This is a genomic window from Acinetobacter sp. GW821-FHT01C12, from assembly GCF_059422625.1.
Window position 1 is genome coordinate 43,345 of the sequence record NZ_JBWKXD010000007.1, and the last position, 16,985, is coordinate 60,329.

Genomic DNA, 16,985 nt, shown 5'->3' on the forward strand with positions numbered 1-16,985 from the left:
GATATTCATCATTTTTTAAAAAATATTCATCAAACTGCCATAAAAACTTCACTCTAGCGTCATACCAGTTGTATTGACTATCCCTACCTTTATTTCATGGATAGGACAATGCGAAATTTTTTGCTGATTTTAGTGACCAGTCTGAGTGTCTTACTCAGTGCTTGTAATGATGATAATGAAAGCTCAACGACGAATCCACAGCCACCCGCTGCTTGTAAAGTACATTGTGCACCATAATAAAAAATAAGGAAATAGAGATGAACCGTCGTGATTTTTTAGTCAATTCAACAAAAACAATATTTGGTACAGCCGCTTTAGCCAGCTTTCCAGCCAGCATCCAAAAAGCCTTAGCCATTGACGCCAAAGTCGAAACAGGTACGATTAAAGATGTAAAACATGTCATCATTTTGACGCAAGAAAATCGCTCGTTTGATAATTATTTTGGAACGTTAAAAGGAGTTCGTGGCTTTGGTGATCGTTTTACCATTCCGCTATCTGACAACCGTAAGATTTGGGAACAATATGATAAAGATAAGAACAAAATCTTTCCCTATCATTTAGACAGCACTCGCGGTAATGCACAACGTGTTAGCGGTACGCCACACTCATGGACAGATGGGCAATTTGCTTGGAACCATGGCCGTATGGGCAATTGGGTACAATATAAACAACCCCAATCTATGGGATATTACAAACAAAAAGAAGTTGAATTTCAGTTCTCACTTGCCAACGCCTTTACCCTGTGTGATGCATATCATTGTGCAATGCATACTGGAACCAATTCGAATCGTATGTTCTTATGGACAGGTTCAAATGGTCCTAAAGCTGCCGGTGTTGCCAGTGTCGTCAATGACTTGGACAGTATTGATGCATCAAGCACAGGCTATGATTGGACAACCTATCCTGAGCGCCTACAACAAGCGGGTGTGACGTGGAAAGTTTATCAAAATATGCCAGATAACTTTACCGACAATCCTTTGGCTGGCTTTAAGCAGTATCGCCGTGCCAATGAGTTATCCGGTAAACCTGTAAACAATGACAGCACGTGTCCTGCTTATGATCCTGCCATTGATGCAACACAACCATTGTATAAAGGGATTGCCAATACGATGCCTGATGGTGGATTTCTTGCTTCATTTAAAGATGATATTGCCAAAGGTCAATTACCTCAAGTCAGTTGGATGGTTGCACCTGCGGCCTATAGTGAGCATCCAGGACCATCAAGCCCTGTACAAGGTGCTTGGTATATTCAGGAAGTTTTAAACGCTTTAACGGAAAACCCTGCGATTTGGAGTCAAACGGTTTTATTGGTCAACTTTGATGAAAATGATGGCTTTTTTGACCACGTTCCATCACCAAGTGCACCTTCAAAAGACGCTTCAGGTGTGATGCAAGGTAAAACCACCTTGAGTGATGAACAAATCTCATATGAATACGCTACGCATCCTAAAGCTTCAGCCGGGCAACCTAACTTTACTGATCCTAAAGTCAGTAATGGTGTAGGAGTCTATGGTCCAGGAATACGCGTACCCATGTATGTGATTTCTCCGTGGAGCCGTGGTGGTTGGGTAAATTCACAGGTTTTTGATCATTCGTCTGTTATTCGTTTCTTAGAGCAACGTTTTGGCGTGCAAGAACCGAATATTAGTCCATATCGCCGTGCTGTATGTGGTGATTTAACCACAGCTTTTGACTTTAAAAATCCAAATACCACGGCTATTTCGGACTTGATGGGTAAAAAAACCAAGAATGATGCAGATGCGATTCGTAATGCGCAAGCGCTATTGCCACCAGTTTCCCGTCCTTTAAGTCAGGTCTATCCTGTTCAAGAGTTAGGAACACGATTGTCTCGGGCATTGCCTTATATTTTACATAGTAGTGCGAAAGTTGATGTGGCAACAAAAACAGTAAAGTTAATGTTCTCCAATACAGGAACACATGCCGCAGTTTTCCATGTTTATGACAAATTGAATTTAGACGCAATTCCTCGTCGTTATATGGTTGAAGCAGGCAAGCAATTGGACGATGTATGGAACGCTTCAAATGGACTATATGATTTATGGGTGTTGGGTCCAAATGGCTTCCATCGTGGCTTTGCAGGAGATTTAGTCAAGTCTGCACAAATAGATGCATTGCCAGAAGTGCGTGTATGTGTTGAAGAGTGTGATCCTAAACTCTATTTAAAAGTTCGTAATGACGCTGCGAAAACAGCAAAATTGACAGTGAAAGCCAATGCTTATCTACCCAATAAGACATGGAATATCGAAACGGCTTCTACAGAAAAGGAGTTGAATTGGAATATGTCTGATTTCGGTGGTTGGTATGATTTTACTGTAACAATAGAGGGTGATAGCACCTTTAAACGTCGTTTTGCTGGGCGTATTGAAACGGGTAAAGACTCATTTTCTGACCCTTATATGGGCTTCGTAGAATCTTAATTTTAAATAGCTGAATTTTTATGATTTAAATAAGGTGCGCTTTGCACCTTATTTTTGAGTTGATAAAAGAGCACATAATTTGCGCAAACTTACATGATTAAGATTCCAATCATCTATTTACGTCAATAGATACATAAATCAGCTGAAATCCCTTGTTTCGTATACAGACTCTACAAATCTTTTCATCGACCGATATTTAGAATATTTCAAACTTTAGCAAATGGCAGGCTTATGAAAATACTCATTGTTCTATTCGCCGTGATCACCTTTGTATTGATGGCTGGAGATCCACGCCGTGAAGATTTCGAAAGTAAAGAATTTGACGCAAAAAATAATGAACCGCAACAACAGGCTGAACAACAGCATGATCAAGAAGACTCTGGAGAACCTTCTTAATCATTTGGACAGGACTAGCTTTCAGCTTTAGATTTTAACATCTGATAAGTGAAATTCTTACCATTTAACACATCCATATTCATGTCTTTATACTGTTGTAGAATCTCTGTTTGATCAAATTCACAAGATTTTTGCGTTTGCGTGCCTGTCTGATGCACGGTCGTATAACAAGCGCTCACTTTATTCACAAAAGCATAGTAAGGTGAAAGGGGAATATGCGCAGCTTCTAATACTTTGGGTACTAAGAAATGTGCTGCCACAAAAGGCCCTTTAAATTGCTTTTGATCAATCGGGAAGTTTGCCCAAACTGCAAGCGGTGTTTCAAAGAAGCGCACATCTTTTTTCTCAGCTTTTTCTTGCGCTGATTTAAAGAAGCCATACTCATCGTAAACGCTTTGTAAGTTGGGTAAATGGTCACCAAAGAAAATCACAATTGTTGGGCGATCAAGCTGTTTGACATGCTCAATCAGGGTTTTAAATTTATCGTCAGCACGTTGCATACCCGTTAAATAAGTATTCAGCGCACGTTTACTGTTCTCACTCACACCATCTTTGGTGATTTTAAAATGATCTTTACCAAATCGATCATCACTGTACATTGGATGATTTTCAACACTGATCGCATAGATAAATTGAGGTTTATCCGTATTTTTAAGCTGATTTTCAATGCTGTTATAAATTAAATCATCAGTAGCCCAACCCGCAGCATTAATATATTTAGCACGGTCAGCCATGTTGATCATATTTTCAATTGAAGTAAAACGGTTAAAACCTAGATTTTGATAAACTGCGCTGCGGTTATAAAAGTATTTACCATTATTATGCATTGCTGTTGTTTCATAACCCAATGTATTTAAATACATCGGTAATGAATAAGTTGGACGTTTTAATTTTGAGACATAAGCCAGTTCATTATGATTTAAATAGGTATTTAGACTGGTTAATACTTCAAACTCAACGTTAGCAGTTCCTCCACCAAAGCTTGGAGACAATAAGCTAGAGACCTGATTTTTACTAATCGTTGGGGTGATGTTAGGTGGAATGCTTTTGTCTAATTTTCTGGCATCCCAATGCGACTCGCTCATCACAAAAACGATATTTGGCAATTGTTTTTGTTGTGACGGATCATCTGATGCTAGATTCGATGTAGGTTCTTCATCATGTTCAACCGCCATCGGTTGATAAAAAGCGGCAACTTTTTCTTCAGGGATGACTTGTGTTTGGAAAATTTTATTATTTAAGCCATCAACCGTTTTGGAAAAAAAGAAGGTCGAAAAACCTAAATATTTAATGGTTAAATGATCACCGATCCAATCACCACGGGTATTGGGTAGATATTTTGCATATTGGCAAATTGAATTTTTTGCTGCATTGGCACAAGCTTCACTAAAATTATTTTTAAAATTCGCAGTGATAAAGAAACCAAGGATGGCAAAAGATAAAATGCTGTTTGTCAGGAGAAGAGGCTTCGTCCCTAATTTCTCTTTTTTATACAGAAATACAAATAGTCCAATAAACACCGCAATTGCTGCAAAGACTGCAATTTTGAGCATGATTGGAGAGGCGACAAAGGTTTCTTTAAATAATAAAAAATCACTAGGAACCAAACTTGCAGAAAGATATTGCTCTTTCTTGATATTGATAAAGCTCAGTAAAAAAATAATAAATTGACTGAGTAAAATGGTCGCAAAGGTTTTTCTTAAAATTAAATAAAATAAACTAATAAAGGCGTAGTTTAAGAGAATTGAAAAGCCATATTTATACAGACGTGGTTTTAGATAGATGTCACGTAATTGAAAGAAACGCGTGATATCTTCTTGGTATAAGAAAAAAGCAAATACAGATAAAAAAGCGACAAGTAAAAACAAAACTTGTTGTTTCAAAGTCTTCATTGGCCTAATTACAGGAATGTATTGGAAGCCAAAGATTATAGGCTTATTCAGACGGCTTTTCTATGTAAAAACTGCTTGTTTTGTAAGCAAAATTAAAACATATCAATAAAAAATAGCAAACTAAAGCATCAAAGCTGCCCAAAGAATGTAGATATCCTTTGGGCAATTTTTTTACTGGCTTACACGTTGTATCGCTTCATCATAAGTCGCGCTTGGTTTGTATTGATTGGCCAATTGGTAATGTTGTTTAGCTTGGGCATAATCTTGATTATTTTCATAGATTTTACCCATATTATAGTGAGAATAAGCTTTGGTATTGTTATTGGTCGCTAAAGCAATGGCTTTTTGATTTGCCCATAAAGCTTCTGAGGAACGATTGAGCTTTTGATAAGCAACAGCAAGATTACTATAGGTCTGGCCAACATTTGGATTGTAGTCGATAGACTGTTGATAGAGCATTGCAGCTTGTTCAATCTGGTTGTTTTGATAGGCTTTATCTGCACTTAAATTAAGTGTCTTGGCTCGTTTTTGCGCATCAGCTGAGACAGGAACAATATTTACCCGAGTGGTGTGATTTTGATAATTTGATACTGTTGAACCCACTTGGCTTGCGTTAACCGTGGTTCCTGAAATACGATTGATATCTTGAATTTCACCTTCAGGGCTAATGCGGAATACCGTCCATAAATTACCCGCTTGACCAGTTGGAATATAATAAGAGCGGATCAGTGATTCACCTGCATAGACCATGACTTTGGCTTGGCTATTGGATAAATTGGTCGTAGTTGGTTGAGTCCGATCAGAAAAGTCATGTACTGAATACACATAATATTGACCTTCTAAACGTTTATCAATCGTGACGGTTTCAGGGCCATAAGAGTCGGTGTCATCCACATCCAGATTTGCTGCCAAGCCTTGTTTACTGTCCCAATATACATGCTGATTTTTATAACTTAAGTGTGAATCGAGATCTAAAGGGTTTTGCCCCCAATTCAGTACAATTCGCATACTGTTGAGATCTTTGAGTACAGGACTTAAGGCGTAGGTCATACCATCACATGGACATTTTGCAACCAGTGTTGAATAACCTGATTTTTTGATAATCAGTAAATTATCTGAACTGTCTATAGTATTACTATTGACTGCGGCTCGGCCGCTTGTATTGGTAGAACTTGAGGCAGAGCGCTCACCATTTTTTTGCAAAATTACTTCCGCATTGGCAATATTTTGATCTTTGACTGTTGCACTTAACACATGCACATTAACTGTGTCTGCATGGCTCAGGATCGGAATAGATAATGCGAATAGTGATGAATATAAAATATGTTTTTTCATTGTTTATCTCTTTTGTTGGTGCACGTAATTTGATTGTTATTTAGAAGATCTTTTGCATAAAATTAGCTGATTATTTATTGACTCATCGTTATATTTTGTAATAAAAAAAGCAGTATATAGATACTGCTTTATGGCTCATATGATTGAGTGATTAGGCATTAAAACGCATAGATAAATCAATCGCTTTAACATCTTTGGTCAATACACCCATCGAAATATAGTCAACACCTGTTTGTGCAACTTGACTTAAATTCTCAAGGGTTATATTCCCAGAAGCTTCTAATTTACAGCGTCCTGCTACATGTTTAACCGCATCAATCATTTGTTGTTGGCTAAAATTATCTAGCATGACGATATCTGCTTTGGCTTCAAGCGCTTGATTCAGTTCATCCCATGTTTCAACTTCAACTTCGACAGGCTTACCTGGTGCGATTTGATGCGCTTTGGCAATTGCCTGAGCAATACCACCAGCAGCCATGATGTGATTCTCTTTAATTAAGAACGCATCGAATAAACCAAGGCGGTGGTTTTGACCGCCGCCTACAGCAACTGCGTATTTTTGTGCAATCCTTAAACCCGGCAAAGTTTTACGCGTATCTAATAATTTGGTTGGCGTACCTTCTAGATATTTTACATATTCAGCCGTTTTGGTTGCGACTGCAGATAAAGTTTGCACAAAGTTTAATGCAGGACGCTCAACAGTTAGCAAACTACGCGCAGAACCTGCCAATTTATAAATGGTTTCATTGGCTTTGACCCAGTCACCATCATTTTTAAGCCAAGTAATCTGTACGCTTGGATCATACGCTTTGATCAGCGCATCGACCCAAGGTTGTCCCGCCAAGACCATATCTTCACGCGAAATGATCGTGGCTGTCGCTTGCTCATCTTCTGGTGTGAGTAGGGCAGTAATATCAGCATCGCCAATATCTTCTTGGAGTGCTTGTTGAATATTAATTTGAATAGATTGTTCAAGCAAAGATTCAGGTATGCTCATGGATATCCCTATTTTAGTCACCCTTAAAAACTGAGCGATATATTAGCACTGTCGTTGCAAGTTTGAAGAAGTTTTTATTTTATACAGATAAGGATCTGTTAACATTTCATAAATAGTTTGCGTTGTCGGTCCAAATTAAGCACGAGACGTATACATCGTAAAACATGAATGAGAATAGTGAGACTATTTTTAAGTTTCATAACGCAAACTGAAATGATTTTAGTCGTAACTTGAACAAGAACAAAGCATTACTTTATTCGCAGTGAAAGTCAAAGCTGAGGACTAGAGTATTTTTTGCCGCTACATGTTACCTTGCGAAACGATGTTTCTCATCATTTAGAATGACTAAATTTCGTATTTCGTGCCTTGTATCGCCTAAAAAATACTCGTCGTCGCAAACATAGACGAATTGTCAACAGACCCGAGAGTACACTAAAATATTGAGAATCAGCTTTATTGAAAATAGAAAAATTCTGTAGGAATAAGATATGCAATCTGCACCACAGTTTCAGGTCGTGAATGGTCAATTGATTGGCGCAAGACAGGTCCCATCTCCTAACTATAATCAACGTCCTGAAAATACAGAGATTCAGCTGATTGTGATTCACAATATTAGTTTGCCACCGTCACAATTTGGTGGTGGTTATATTGAACAGTTTTTTCAAAATCAACTGGATTGGTCAGTCCATCCTTATTTCCAAACCATCGAGGGTATGCAGGTTTCTGCACATTTATTGATTCTACGAACTGGTGAAATTATACAATTTGTTAATTTTAATGATCGGGCTTGGCATGCAGGACGTTCAGCTTATCTGGGTAAAGTTGAGTGTAATGACTATTCAATTGGGATTGAACTTGAAGGAAGTGATGATCGCGATTTTGAAGCGATCCAATATCAACAACTGGTTGATGTGGTTGCCGCTTTGCAACGCGCTTATCCAAAAACTGATCATCATTTAACAGGGCATTCTGATATTGCCTCAGGACGAAAAACTGATCCTGGACCACATTTTCAATGGCAGCAGTTTAGAGAAAGTTTGAATCAGAAAAAATTAAGAGTAGAACAACCGAAGTAAATAAGTGTCTGTTTATGATTTAACAACGCAATTTTAAGAATATTTAATTACAATAGCGACTTTATTTTAACTAGGTGAATACGATGGCGCTGTGGCGATCCACCTTTATTGTCAGTGCAATGACCATGTTGTCACGAGTCTTGGGTTTAGTCCGAGATATGGTTTTGCTCAATGTGTTTGGGGCAGGTAAGGATTTTGACACCTTTGTGGTTGCTTTTCGTATTCCCAATTTTTTCAGGCGTTTATTCGCAGAAGGGGCTTTTTCGCAAGCCTTTATTCCCGTACTCACCGAATATAAAACTACAAAACTGCATGCAGAAGTACAGATTCTTATTAGTCGTGTGTTTGGCTGTTTGTTAATGGTGATGTCGCTGTTAACCTTGATCAGTATGATCATTGCACCTGTGATCTTGTATGTCTATGCACCCGGTTTTCATAACGATCCTGCAAAATTTGATCTGGCTGTAGATATGTTTCGTTTAACGATTCCATATCTGATGTTTATGTCATTGACTGCATTTGCCAGCAGTATTTTGAATAGTTATGGTTCTTTTGCTTCGCCAGCGTTTTCGCCTGTATTACTCAACGTGGCAATGATTGCTGGTGCTTGGTGGTTAGCCCCGCATATGGCTCAACCGATCATGGCTTTAGGATGGGCTGTGGTTGCAGCAGGGGTTTTGCAACTTGCGATTCAAATCCCTGAATTATGGAATAAAAAATTACTGATTCCACCTAAAGTTGATTTTAAACATGAGGGTGTAGACCGAATTCTAAAACTGATGTTGCCCGCTTTATTTGGTGTATCAGTCACTCAGATTAATTTATTACTAAATACAATTTGGGCGTCATTCATGCAAGATGGTTCAGTGTCATGGTTATATAGTGCCGAACGCATGACTGAGTTACCACTTGGATTGATTGGTGTTGCAATCGGTACAGTGATTCTTCCGTCTCTTTCCGTGAGTAAAGCAGAGCAAGATCAGGCCAAGTTCCGTAGAATGTTGGATTGGGCTGCTCGCGTGATTGTCTTGGTGGGGGTGCCAGCCAGTATTGCTTTGTTCATGTTATCTACACCAATCATTCAAGCACTTTTCCAGCATGGGGCTTTTGATGCACGTGATACGCAAATGACCGCTATGGCGTTGCAATGTATGAGTGGTGGTGTACTGGCATTTATGTTGATTAAAGTCTTTGCACCAGGTTTTTATGCCATTCAGGACACCAAAACCCCTGTACGTGTCGGCTTAATGGCAGTTGCAGCCAATGCGATTTTAAACATTATCTTTATTGGTATTTTTAAATTGATTGATTGGCAAGCCGAGCATATGGCCTTAGCCATTGCTTCTTCAGGCTCAGCCTTGGTCAATGCTGGGATGTTATATTTTTATTTACATAAGAAAAATATTTTCCGTTTTGGTGCGCATTGGAAAAAATTATTTGTTCAATTTGCCATTGCCAATATTGTGATGATTGGCGCGCTATGGTTTGCTTTAACTTGGTATGATGGCACAGCCTCACAATGGCTTCGAATTCTTGAAGTTATAGGATTATGTTTGGTCGGTATTGTGGCTTATGGTATTGCACTGCTTGCTGCAGGATTTAGACCAAGACATTTAAAGCACTAAAATTAAGACCAATCAATAGAATATAAATGAGATAGCTTTTACTTTGAGCATCATTCAATCATAAGTGATGTATCTAGTGCGTGGTGACAAGGATGTCACCATAGCGTTTGGGGAATTTAAATTCTAAATATAGATGCAGTACTGTAAGTTTGACCAAGGGATGAATTTGCATCTATGAAATACGATAAAATTTTTTATTAGAGCATAAAAAACATCGCAATTGAGCGATGCTTTTTATTTTTAAAACTATTTCGCATTGAAACTAAGGTAAAACTTTTAATAGTTCTACATCAAAAATTAAGGTGCTGTTTGGGCCAATCGCATCACCCGCACCAATCTCGCCGTAGGCAAGTTTTGCTGGAATAAAGAAACGATATTTCGCGCCTTCTTTCATCAGTTGCAAACCTTCAGTCCAACCTTGAATCACTTGGCTAACTTGAAATTCTACCGCTTCATTTCGTGCAAAAGAACTGTCAAATATGGTGCCATCCAATAAACGACCTTCATAGTTTACAGAGACTTTAGACTTGGCTGATGGTGATTTTCCAGTACCTTGTTGTAAAACACTATACTGCAAACCACTTGGGCGAGTAATTACGCCTGTTTTCTTCGCATTTTCTACAAGAAAAGCTTCACCTTGTTTGGCATTTACATCTGCAGCTTGTTTAAACTCTAGCATTTGTTTTGCTTCAGTTTGCTGTTTATATTGTGCAAGAGCTTTTGCCATTTCTTCATCAGTTAAGCTTGCTTTCTGACCTGTAGAACCTTCTTTGATCCCTTGGATAAAGGCATTTAAATTAATTTGTTTTAAGGTGTCGGCATTGGTACGTCCCATGACATAACCATAGCTATAACCCAGTTGATCTTGTTGGGAGCTTTTATTGTTAATCGGTGCTGAGAAAGCTGCACTACTCAGCAGACTAAGACTAAGCACAATAAGTGTTTTTTTCATAATTAAAATCCAAAAAAGGAGAGTAAATCTCTCCTTTTCTTAAATGTTATTTAACTTTAACAAGTTCAACATCAAAAATTAAAGTGCTGTTTGGAGGAATCGTACCAGGAACACCTTGTTCACCATAAGCCAATTTTGCAGGGATATATAAGGTGGCTTTACCGCCTTCCTTCATGAGTTGTAAACCTTCAGTCCAACCTGGAATCACTTGATTTAAAGGAAACTCAACTGGTTGACCACGATCATATGAACTGTCGAATACTTTGCCATCTAACAACTGACCTTTGTAATGTACCGTGACTTGTGAAGTCGCAGCAGGCTGTTTACCTGTACCTTCTTTGGTGATTTTATATTGCAATCCTGAAGCTGTTGTTTTAACACCTTCTTTTTTCGCATTTTCAGCTAAGAATGAGTCATTTGATGAAGTTGTTTCTTTGCTTTGTTGTAATTGCTTTTGTTGCATTTCTTTTTGGAAGTCAACATATGCAGCTTGTAATTCTTCATCTGTATAGGCACGTTGTTTTTTAGCATGACCGTCACGAATACCGCTGATAAATGTATTCACATCGACTTCAGGTGGCGTTTGGCTCGCAACTTCATAACCAAGTGCATAACTAATTTTTTCTACAGGTTTAGCATTTTTTGACATTGAATGACTGTTTACATCAGCAGGATGTTGAGATGCATAATAAACAGGTACAAGTGCAGCACCACCTAAGATTACAGCAATTGCGATGGGTAAGGCTTTACTCATAAAAATTTCCAAATTTTAATCTTTTAAGAGGCTAATTTGATCATTAGCATAATCTGCTCAAGCATATAACTTCTTCATCATAAACGATATAGTTATCTGATGATGACAACTAAAAATATACAGTTATATTGATCAAAAAATTGGCACAAAAAAGCCAGATTCAATCTGGCTTTTTTGTTACTCATTCGATATCAATCATCTTTAGCTGCTGTGTAGGCATATGCATAATTATAGCCATAATTACCCCCTACAGTTGCTCGAACATCATTGAGAATAATACCATTTACTTTGCTTCCTGCCTGTTCAAAGCGATTAATGGTTAATTCGAGTTCTTTCATTTGTGTTTTTGCATAACGTGCAACCACAAGATTTACACCCGCAAATTGAGAAATGATGATGCCATCAGTGACAGCCAAGATAGGCGGTGTATCAATAATAATATGATCATATTGCTGCGAAAGCTGTTCTAATAATTCTCTAAAACGATCTGAACTCAGCATTTCAGAGGAATGACTATGATTCTTACCACGAGGAAGAAAATCTAACTGAGTTACAGTGTTCGAATGAACTATACATTGTTCAAGCGTGTTCTGACCTGCCAAATATTCAGTTAAACCTGGTGACGTGTCATGACTAAAATATTTATGTAAATAGCCTCTGCGGATATCTGCATCAATGAGTAGAACTTTCTTATTCCCTTGTGCAAAAATTGCGGCAAGGTTGGTTGAGATAAAGGATTTACCAATTTCTGGAGCAGGACCAGAAACAGCAATAATATTATTTTTAGCTGTGTTTAAAGCAAAGTGAATTGTGGTACGAATGCTACGTAAGCTTTCAATGGCAATATCCTCACTATTTTTAGCAGCAAGAATTGGAATTGATTTCTTTTTTCTCAGCATTTGTACACGACTTTCTTGAATCGGAGAGCGTGGCACAGTGGCATATACAGGGAGATCAAGTTCGTTTTCAATGCGAGTTGAGTCTTTGATTCCTGATGAAAGTAGATTGCGCATTAATGCAATCATAACACCAATAAATCCACCAACAAAAATTGAAAGAAGCAACACAATCAATTTTTTAGGTTTGATAGGATGCACTGGTTCTACAGCATTATCAATAATACGGACATTGCCGATTTCGCCAGCTTTGACAATTTTTAATTGTTGGTAACTATTTAGTAGAGAAGTGTACAGCTCTGTATTGACTTTAACATCACGATATAGTTGTAAATACAAGCGTTGAGTTTCAGGTAAACGTCTAATCGCTTGATTCAGCTCGGTTGATTTTTTATCAATTGCAGCAAGTTGTGCATTGATTTCCGCCATCAATGGGTGATCAGCGGTATATTTTGCAGAATATTCAGCTTGTTTTTGCTTTAACTCGATCCGCATTTTTTCTAATTCAATATTCTGTTTTAACATCAACTCTGATTCTTGAGTGACATCCACGGTATTGTATTGTTCACGGAATTTATTAAATTTAATTTCTGATTCTTCAAGCTGCTGTTTAAGTTCTGGCAGTTGTTGATCCAGAAAATTTAATGTTTGTTTGGATTCTAAGGTTTTACGCTCAATGTTCTGTTCATGATAAACATTTAAAATATTATTGAGAACTTGAGTAATATGCTCTTTATCTGTTCCATTATAATTTAAACCTATGACACCCGTCATTTTACCTTTTTCAGCAACAGTATATTTGTCTTGAAGGACTTTCATTGCTGAAGGAAGAGCAAGTTTAGTAATTGTAAAGTCTTGTTGAAAAGGGTTTAGGCTATCAATTTGAACCGACCACAATCCCTTATTATCTTGAGATTGGTTGAGTTGATTGAGTGTACCTCGAAATACAACTTGGTCTTTATAAGTTAAACTAAACTGCTTTTTATTTATAAATTGTAACGTAAGATTTTTATCATAATAATATTCAGGGACATCTAGTTTTAATATAGAAAAGCTAGATTGATCTTTTTGAAAACTGACTGCTTTGGTAGTATATTTAAGTTGAGATTTTTCTTTGGACACTAATTTATGCAAAAAAGTATCAGCATTATCTTGAATTTGAATGTTTAAATTCAAATTATTGATGACTTTGCCAAGCACGAGCCGCGAATTTAAAATTTCGATTTCAGCATCAGTTGGTGATTTCTGACCAAGCCCACCAGCAACATCTTTGAGTTCACCCATGAGAGCAGCTGAAGCTGCACTTTTACCATCTTCAACCTGAACTATTGCATCAGTAGAGTAGACGGGTGATGTTACACGTAAATAAAGTAAGGCACAGATTAAAGTTAAAATGACACAAAGCGCAATCACTTTCCATTGAGCAATTAAAGAGAAAAACAACTCTTTTAAATCAATCGTATCATCATTAGTTTTTGAATTTTGGTTCATAGGTAAACAACTAATTAAAATTTAGAGATGTGATTGCCAGTCATTGGCATAAACTTGGATATTTTTACATGTTTCATCAAAAAAAGCTTGATCATGTTTGTATGGGTCAGGCACATTTTGGCCTTGCCAGTGTCCTAAACGAAATACCTTTCCTTTGGAAAATGGCCATTTCTGCTCAATATGTTGTGATTGATTTTTGCTCATCACTAGAACAAGATCGGCCTTTTTGATCAACTCCGCATTTATTTGTCGTGCAACATGGGAGCGCATATCAATATTTAAAGCATCCATACAAGCTATGGCTTTATCGTCTGCGGAATGACCAGTCATCGCAGAAAGACCCGCAGACTCTATATTTAAATTTGGATGGTTTTGCTTTAAAAAAAATTCTGCCATTGGGCTACGACAGATATTTCCTACGCACACAACCAATATGTTTTGGAATTGCATTATTGTCCTAAGCGATCAATGTTATATAAGGCATTAGAAAAGGGGATGATTTGGTTAACTACACGTTGCCAACGCGTTAATCCAGTTGCATCTATATAGACGATATCATTTTTTTGCATCGTAAATTGATTAGCAAGTGCAAAGTTACCAAAACTGCTTAAATTAAGTTGATAAACGGAAGATGTTTGGCTATTTATATCTGTACGCATTACATAAATACGAGCTGCACTAGCAGAGTTTGGATTAATGCCTCCACTTTCTCCAAGTACATCGCTTAAGGTCATGCCTTGATCTCGTAAAGAAATTGCCTCAGTACGACTTGATTCACCTAAGACATATAACTTTTGATCCTGCTTAGTATTCACAAAAATTGTATCGTTTGGCTGAATAAGTAGATTATGTAGCGATAAACCTTGTTTTTCTAATGTGATGGTATTGAGATTATAGGTTTGACCGTTTCGAATCAATTGAATATTAGTAGTATCCCCAGTTTTAGTATCTATACCACCTGCTTGACCTAATGCAGTGTAGATACTGATCGGTTGGTCGTTTAAAGTATATTGACCACTTTTGACAACCTGACCATTCACAAAGTACCGTTTTCCTTCATAGGATATAACGCGTACGATCACATCTGGCGTTTTTAAATATCGTGCAAATAGCTTACGCATTTCATTATTGATTTCAGCTAAACTTTTGCCTACTGCACGGTATGAGCCAATTAAAGGTGCTTGTATATAACCATTTTGGTCAATCTGAAAACCATTTGCTAACACAGATGTATTATTGGTCATTTGAGTTACAGGAGGGGTTATTTCAGGGTATGCCCACAATTGTATAGATAAGATGTCACCTGGGCTTAACCGATAAGTTGTATTCTTTTGATGAAATAGTGAAGCAATGTTATTTGAGTTATTATTTTCAGAAAAGCCTATATTTGAAATATTTGCTTGTGTGAGCTGCACAACATTTAGTTTGGCGCCTTGATCTGTTTGATAAGTTCCCTCTTCAGGAACATCATAGGTTTGAAGCCCAGAAGTGATTGCACAACCAGTAAATGAAACAGAAATTGCTAAAATTGTAAAAAGCGAGGTGCATCGATACTTCACATTAAAAACCCTTAATTGTATTGAATTGTAACTTGGAATTACCCCTATATATTAAATTGTATTCTATTACACATAAAATTCCTACTCAGGTTATTTATAGTAAATATAATTAATACATAAAACCTAGAGGGTCTTTCGTCAAAGACATGAGAATTCAGTTAATATGTGACGGTATTTCATTTAGAATACTTTCTTTGTTGTATAACTAACTGGGACAAACTGGGACAACCAGTCTTAGGATTTAATAAGTATGCTTCAGCTTGAAGAACTAAAGATAGCAATAATTGGATTAGGCTATGTAGGATTGCCTTTGGCAGTAGAGTTTGGGAAAAAAACACGAGTTGTAGGATTTGATATTCATCAAAAACGTATTGATGAATTAAAAAGTGGGCGAGATCATACTTTAGAAGTTAGTCCTGAAGAGCTAAAAACAGCACAATACCTATCTTATAGTGCAAATTTAGAAGACTTAAAAAGTGCTAATTTTTATATTGTAACTGTGCCAACGCCAATTGATCATGTAAATCGACCTGATTTAACACCTTTAGAAAAAGCAAGTGAAACTATTGGTAAAGTGATTTCTAAAGGCGATGTTATTGTATATGAATCAACAGTATATCCTGGTGCAACGGAAGAAGTATGTGTTCCTGTTTTAGAGAAATTTTCAGGTTTGAAGTTTAATGAAGATTTCTTCGTTGGTTATAGTCCTGAACGAATCAATCCAGGAGATAAAGTTAATACGCTCACTAAAATTAAAAAAATTACTAGTGGTAGTACACCTGAAGTTGCTGATTTAGTTGATCGAGTTTATTTAAGTATTATTACCGCAGGAACACATAAAGCATCAAGTATTAAAGTTGCTGAGGCTGCTAAGGTTATTGAAAACACCCAACGTGATTTAAATATCGCTTTGGTAAATGAGTTGTCTGTTATTTTTGACCGTATCGGAATTGATACTGTAGATGTATTGGAAGCGGCGGGTAGTAAATGGAATTTTTTGCCTTTCCGTCCAGGTTTGGTTGGTGGACATTGTATTGGCGTAGATCCGTATTATTTAACTCATAAAGCAGAAGAAGTTGGCTATCATCCGCAAGTGATTCTGGCTGGGCGTCGCATTAATGACAATATGGCACGCTATGTTGCTCGTAATACAGTTAAACATATGTTGCAAAATGGTATAGATGTACCGCGTGCGAAAGTGGGTGTGTTGGGCGTAACTTTTAAAGAAAACTGTCCAGATATTCGTAATAGTAAAGTTTATGACTTGGTGAAAGAGTTAGAGTTGTGGGGAACGCAAGTTGTTGTTGCTGACCCATGGGCTGACGCTGAAGAAGTGAAACATGAATATGGCATTGATATTCAGGTTATTGATGAAAATCATCCAGTAGATAGTTTAATTGTTGCAGTTGGGCATAAAGAGTTCCGTACATTGACAGCTAAACAGTTACGCCGTCTAGTGCGTACGGAAAAGCCAGTTTTATCTGATGTGAAAAGTTTGTTTGATCGTAATGAAATGACCGAACAAGGTTTTACTGTTTTCCGCCTTTAATTTTAATGATCGAAAGAAGTATACA

14 protein-coding genes are annotated in these 16,985 nt (G+C 37.3%); 6 read left to right on the top strand and 8 right to left on the bottom strand.

Features of this window, described 5'->3' with window-relative positions:
- Positions 1–108 precede the first annotated feature (108 nt).
- From AC07WY_RS15355 to AC07WY_RS15365, 3 genes are all read left to right on the top strand, one after another.
- Positions 109–237, top strand: a complete 129-nt coding sequence (locus AC07WY_RS15355) for a hypothetical protein (RefSeq protein WP_262087376.1) — start codon at positions 109–111, stop codon at positions 235–237.
- Between the two features lie 20 nt (positions 238–257).
- A complete protein-coding gene (locus tag AC07WY_RS15360) occupies positions 258–2,438 on the top strand; it encodes a phosphocholine-specific phospholipase C (protein WP_494736645.1) in 2,181 nt (726 codons plus the stop codon).
- A gap of 231 nt (positions 2,439–2,669) precedes the next feature.
- Complete coding sequence (locus AC07WY_RS15365; protein ID WP_262087374.1) at positions 2,670–2,834, top strand: ABZJ_00068 family colistin stress protein; 165 nt, start codon at positions 2,670–2,672, stop codon at positions 2,832–2,834.
- A 14-nt stretch (positions 2,835–2,848) separates the two neighbouring features.
- On the opposite strand, the gene AC07WY_RS15370 is transcribed toward AC07WY_RS15365, so the two are convergent.
- The 3 genes from AC07WY_RS15370 to nadC form a co-directional block, all read right to left on the bottom strand.
- A complete protein-coding gene (locus tag AC07WY_RS15370) occupies positions 2,849–4,726 on the bottom strand; it encodes an LTA synthase family protein (protein WP_494736646.1) in 1,878 nt (625 codons plus the stop codon).
- A 171-nt stretch (positions 4,727–4,897) separates the two neighbouring features.
- Positions 4,898–6,061 (bottom strand): DUF2135 domain-containing protein, encoded by a 1,164-nt coding sequence (locus AC07WY_RS15375; protein WP_494736647.1) that lies wholly within the window; start codon positions 6,059–6,061, stop codon positions 4,898–4,900.
- Positions 6,062–6,212: 151 nt separating this feature from the next.
- The gene (gene nadC / locus AC07WY_RS15380; RefSeq protein WP_004823617.1) at positions 6,213–7,058 is read right to left on the bottom strand and encodes a carboxylating nicotinate-nucleotide diphosphorylase; all 846 of its coding nucleotides are present in this window, start codon (positions 7,056–7,058) and stop codon (positions 6,213–6,215) included.
- 488 nt (positions 7,059–7,546) lie between these two features.
- Here nadC and ampD point away from each other — a divergent pair, with 488 nt between their 5' ends.
- Positions 7,547–8,134 (top strand): 1,6-anhydro-N-acetylmuramyl-L-alanine amidase AmpD, encoded by a 588-nt coding sequence (gene ampD, locus AC07WY_RS15385; RefSeq protein ID WP_034614773.1) that lies wholly within the window; start codon positions 7,547–7,549, stop codon positions 8,132–8,134.
- Between the two features lie 74 nt (positions 8,135–8,208).
- Entirely contained in the window at positions 8,209–9,759 is a 1,551-nt protein-coding gene (gene murJ, locus AC07WY_RS15390) for a murein biosynthesis integral membrane protein MurJ (RefSeq protein ID WP_262087367.1), read from the top strand.
- Positions 9,760–10,021: 262 nt separating this feature from the next.
- Here the strand turns inward: murJ and bamJ (AC07WY_RS15395) are convergent, their stop codons facing one another.
- From bamJ (AC07WY_RS15395) to AC07WY_RS15415, 5 genes are all read right to left on the bottom strand, one after another.
- Positions 10,022–10,711 carry a BamJ family beta-barrel-assembly machinery protein gene (gene bamJ, locus AC07WY_RS15395; protein WP_494736648.1) on the bottom strand — a complete coding sequence of 230 codons (690 nt, stop codon included), beginning with the start codon at positions 10,709–10,711 and terminating at the stop codon, positions 10,022–10,024.
- Positions 10,712–10,757: 46 nt separating this feature from the next.
- Positions 10,758–11,465: a BamJ family beta-barrel-assembly machinery protein gene (bamJ, locus tag AC07WY_RS15400; RefSeq protein WP_419339067.1), complete on the bottom strand. Its 708-nt coding sequence runs from the start codon at positions 11,463–11,465 to the stop codon at positions 10,758–10,760.
- 191 nt (positions 11,466–11,656) lie between these two features.
- On the bottom strand, positions 11,657–13,852 hold the full coding sequence (locus AC07WY_RS15405) for a polysaccharide biosynthesis tyrosine autokinase (protein WP_494736649.1): 2,196 nt from the start codon (positions 13,850–13,852) through the stop codon (positions 11,657–11,659).
- Between the two features lie 21 nt (positions 13,853–13,873).
- The gene (locus AC07WY_RS15410; RefSeq protein ID WP_262782431.1) at positions 13,874–14,302 is read right to left on the bottom strand and encodes a low molecular weight protein-tyrosine-phosphatase; all 429 of its coding nucleotides are present in this window, start codon (positions 14,300–14,302) and stop codon (positions 13,874–13,876) included.
- Positions 14,302–15,411, bottom strand: a complete 1,110-nt coding sequence (locus AC07WY_RS15415) for a polysaccharide biosynthesis/export family protein (protein WP_494736650.1) — start codon at positions 15,409–15,411, stop codon at positions 14,302–14,304. The genes AC07WY_RS15410 and AC07WY_RS15415 overlap by 1 nt, the downstream gene beginning before the upstream one ends.
- 250 nt (positions 15,412–15,661) lie before the next feature.
- On the opposite strand from AC07WY_RS15415, the gene tviB reads away from it, so the two are divergent.
- Complete coding sequence (gene tviB / locus AC07WY_RS15420) at positions 15,662–16,960, top strand: Vi polysaccharide biosynthesis UDP-N-acetylglucosamine C-6 dehydrogenase TviB (RefSeq protein WP_494736651.1); 1,299 nt, start codon at positions 15,662–15,664, stop codon at positions 16,958–16,960.
- Positions 16,961–16,985 lie beyond the last annotated feature (25 nt).

Excerpts from the sequence above, each read along its gene's own strand:
- AC07WY_RS15360 (WP_494736645.1), top strand. The coding sequence starts at position 258 with ATGAACCGTCGTGATTTTTTAGTCAATTCAACAAAAACAATATTTGGT.
- tviB (WP_494736651.1), top strand. The coding sequence starts at position 15,662 with ATGCTTCAGCTTGAAGAACTAAAGATAGCAATAATTGGATTAGGCTAT.
- AC07WY_RS15405 (WP_494736649.1), bottom strand. The coding sequence starts at position 13,852 with ATGAACCAAAATTCAAAAACTAATGATGATACGATTGATTTAAAAGAG.
- bamJ (WP_494736648.1), bottom strand. The coding sequence starts at position 10,711 with ATGAAAAAAACACTTATTGTGCTTAGTCTTAGTCTGCTGAGTAGTGCA.
- AC07WY_RS15355 (WP_262087376.1), top strand. The coding sequence starts at position 109 with ATGCGAAATTTTTTGCTGATTTTAGTGACCAGTCTGAGTGTCTTACTC.
- bamJ (WP_419339067.1), bottom strand. The coding sequence starts at position 11,465 with ATGAGTAAAGCCTTACCCATCGCAATTGCTGTAATCTTAGGTGGTGCT.
- AC07WY_RS15410 (WP_262782431.1), bottom strand. The coding sequence starts at position 14,302 with ATGCAATTCCAAAACATATTGGTTGTGTGCGTAGGAAATATCTGTCGT.
- nadC (WP_004823617.1), bottom strand. The coding sequence starts at position 7,058 with ATGAGCATACCTGAATCTTTGCTTGAACAATCTATTCAAATTAATATT.
- AC07WY_RS15370 (WP_494736646.1), bottom strand. The coding sequence starts at position 4,726 with ATGAAGACTTTGAAACAACAAGTTTTGTTTTTACTTGTCGCTTTTTTA.
- ampD (WP_034614773.1), top strand. The coding sequence starts at position 7,547 with ATGCAATCTGCACCACAGTTTCAGGTCGTGAATGGTCAATTGATTGGC.
- AC07WY_RS15375 (WP_494736647.1), bottom strand. The coding sequence starts at position 6,061 with ATGAAAAAACATATTTTATATTCATCACTATTCGCATTATCTATTCCG.
- AC07WY_RS15365 (WP_262087374.1), top strand. The coding sequence starts at position 2,670 with ATGAAAATACTCATTGTTCTATTCGCCGTGATCACCTTTGTATTGATG.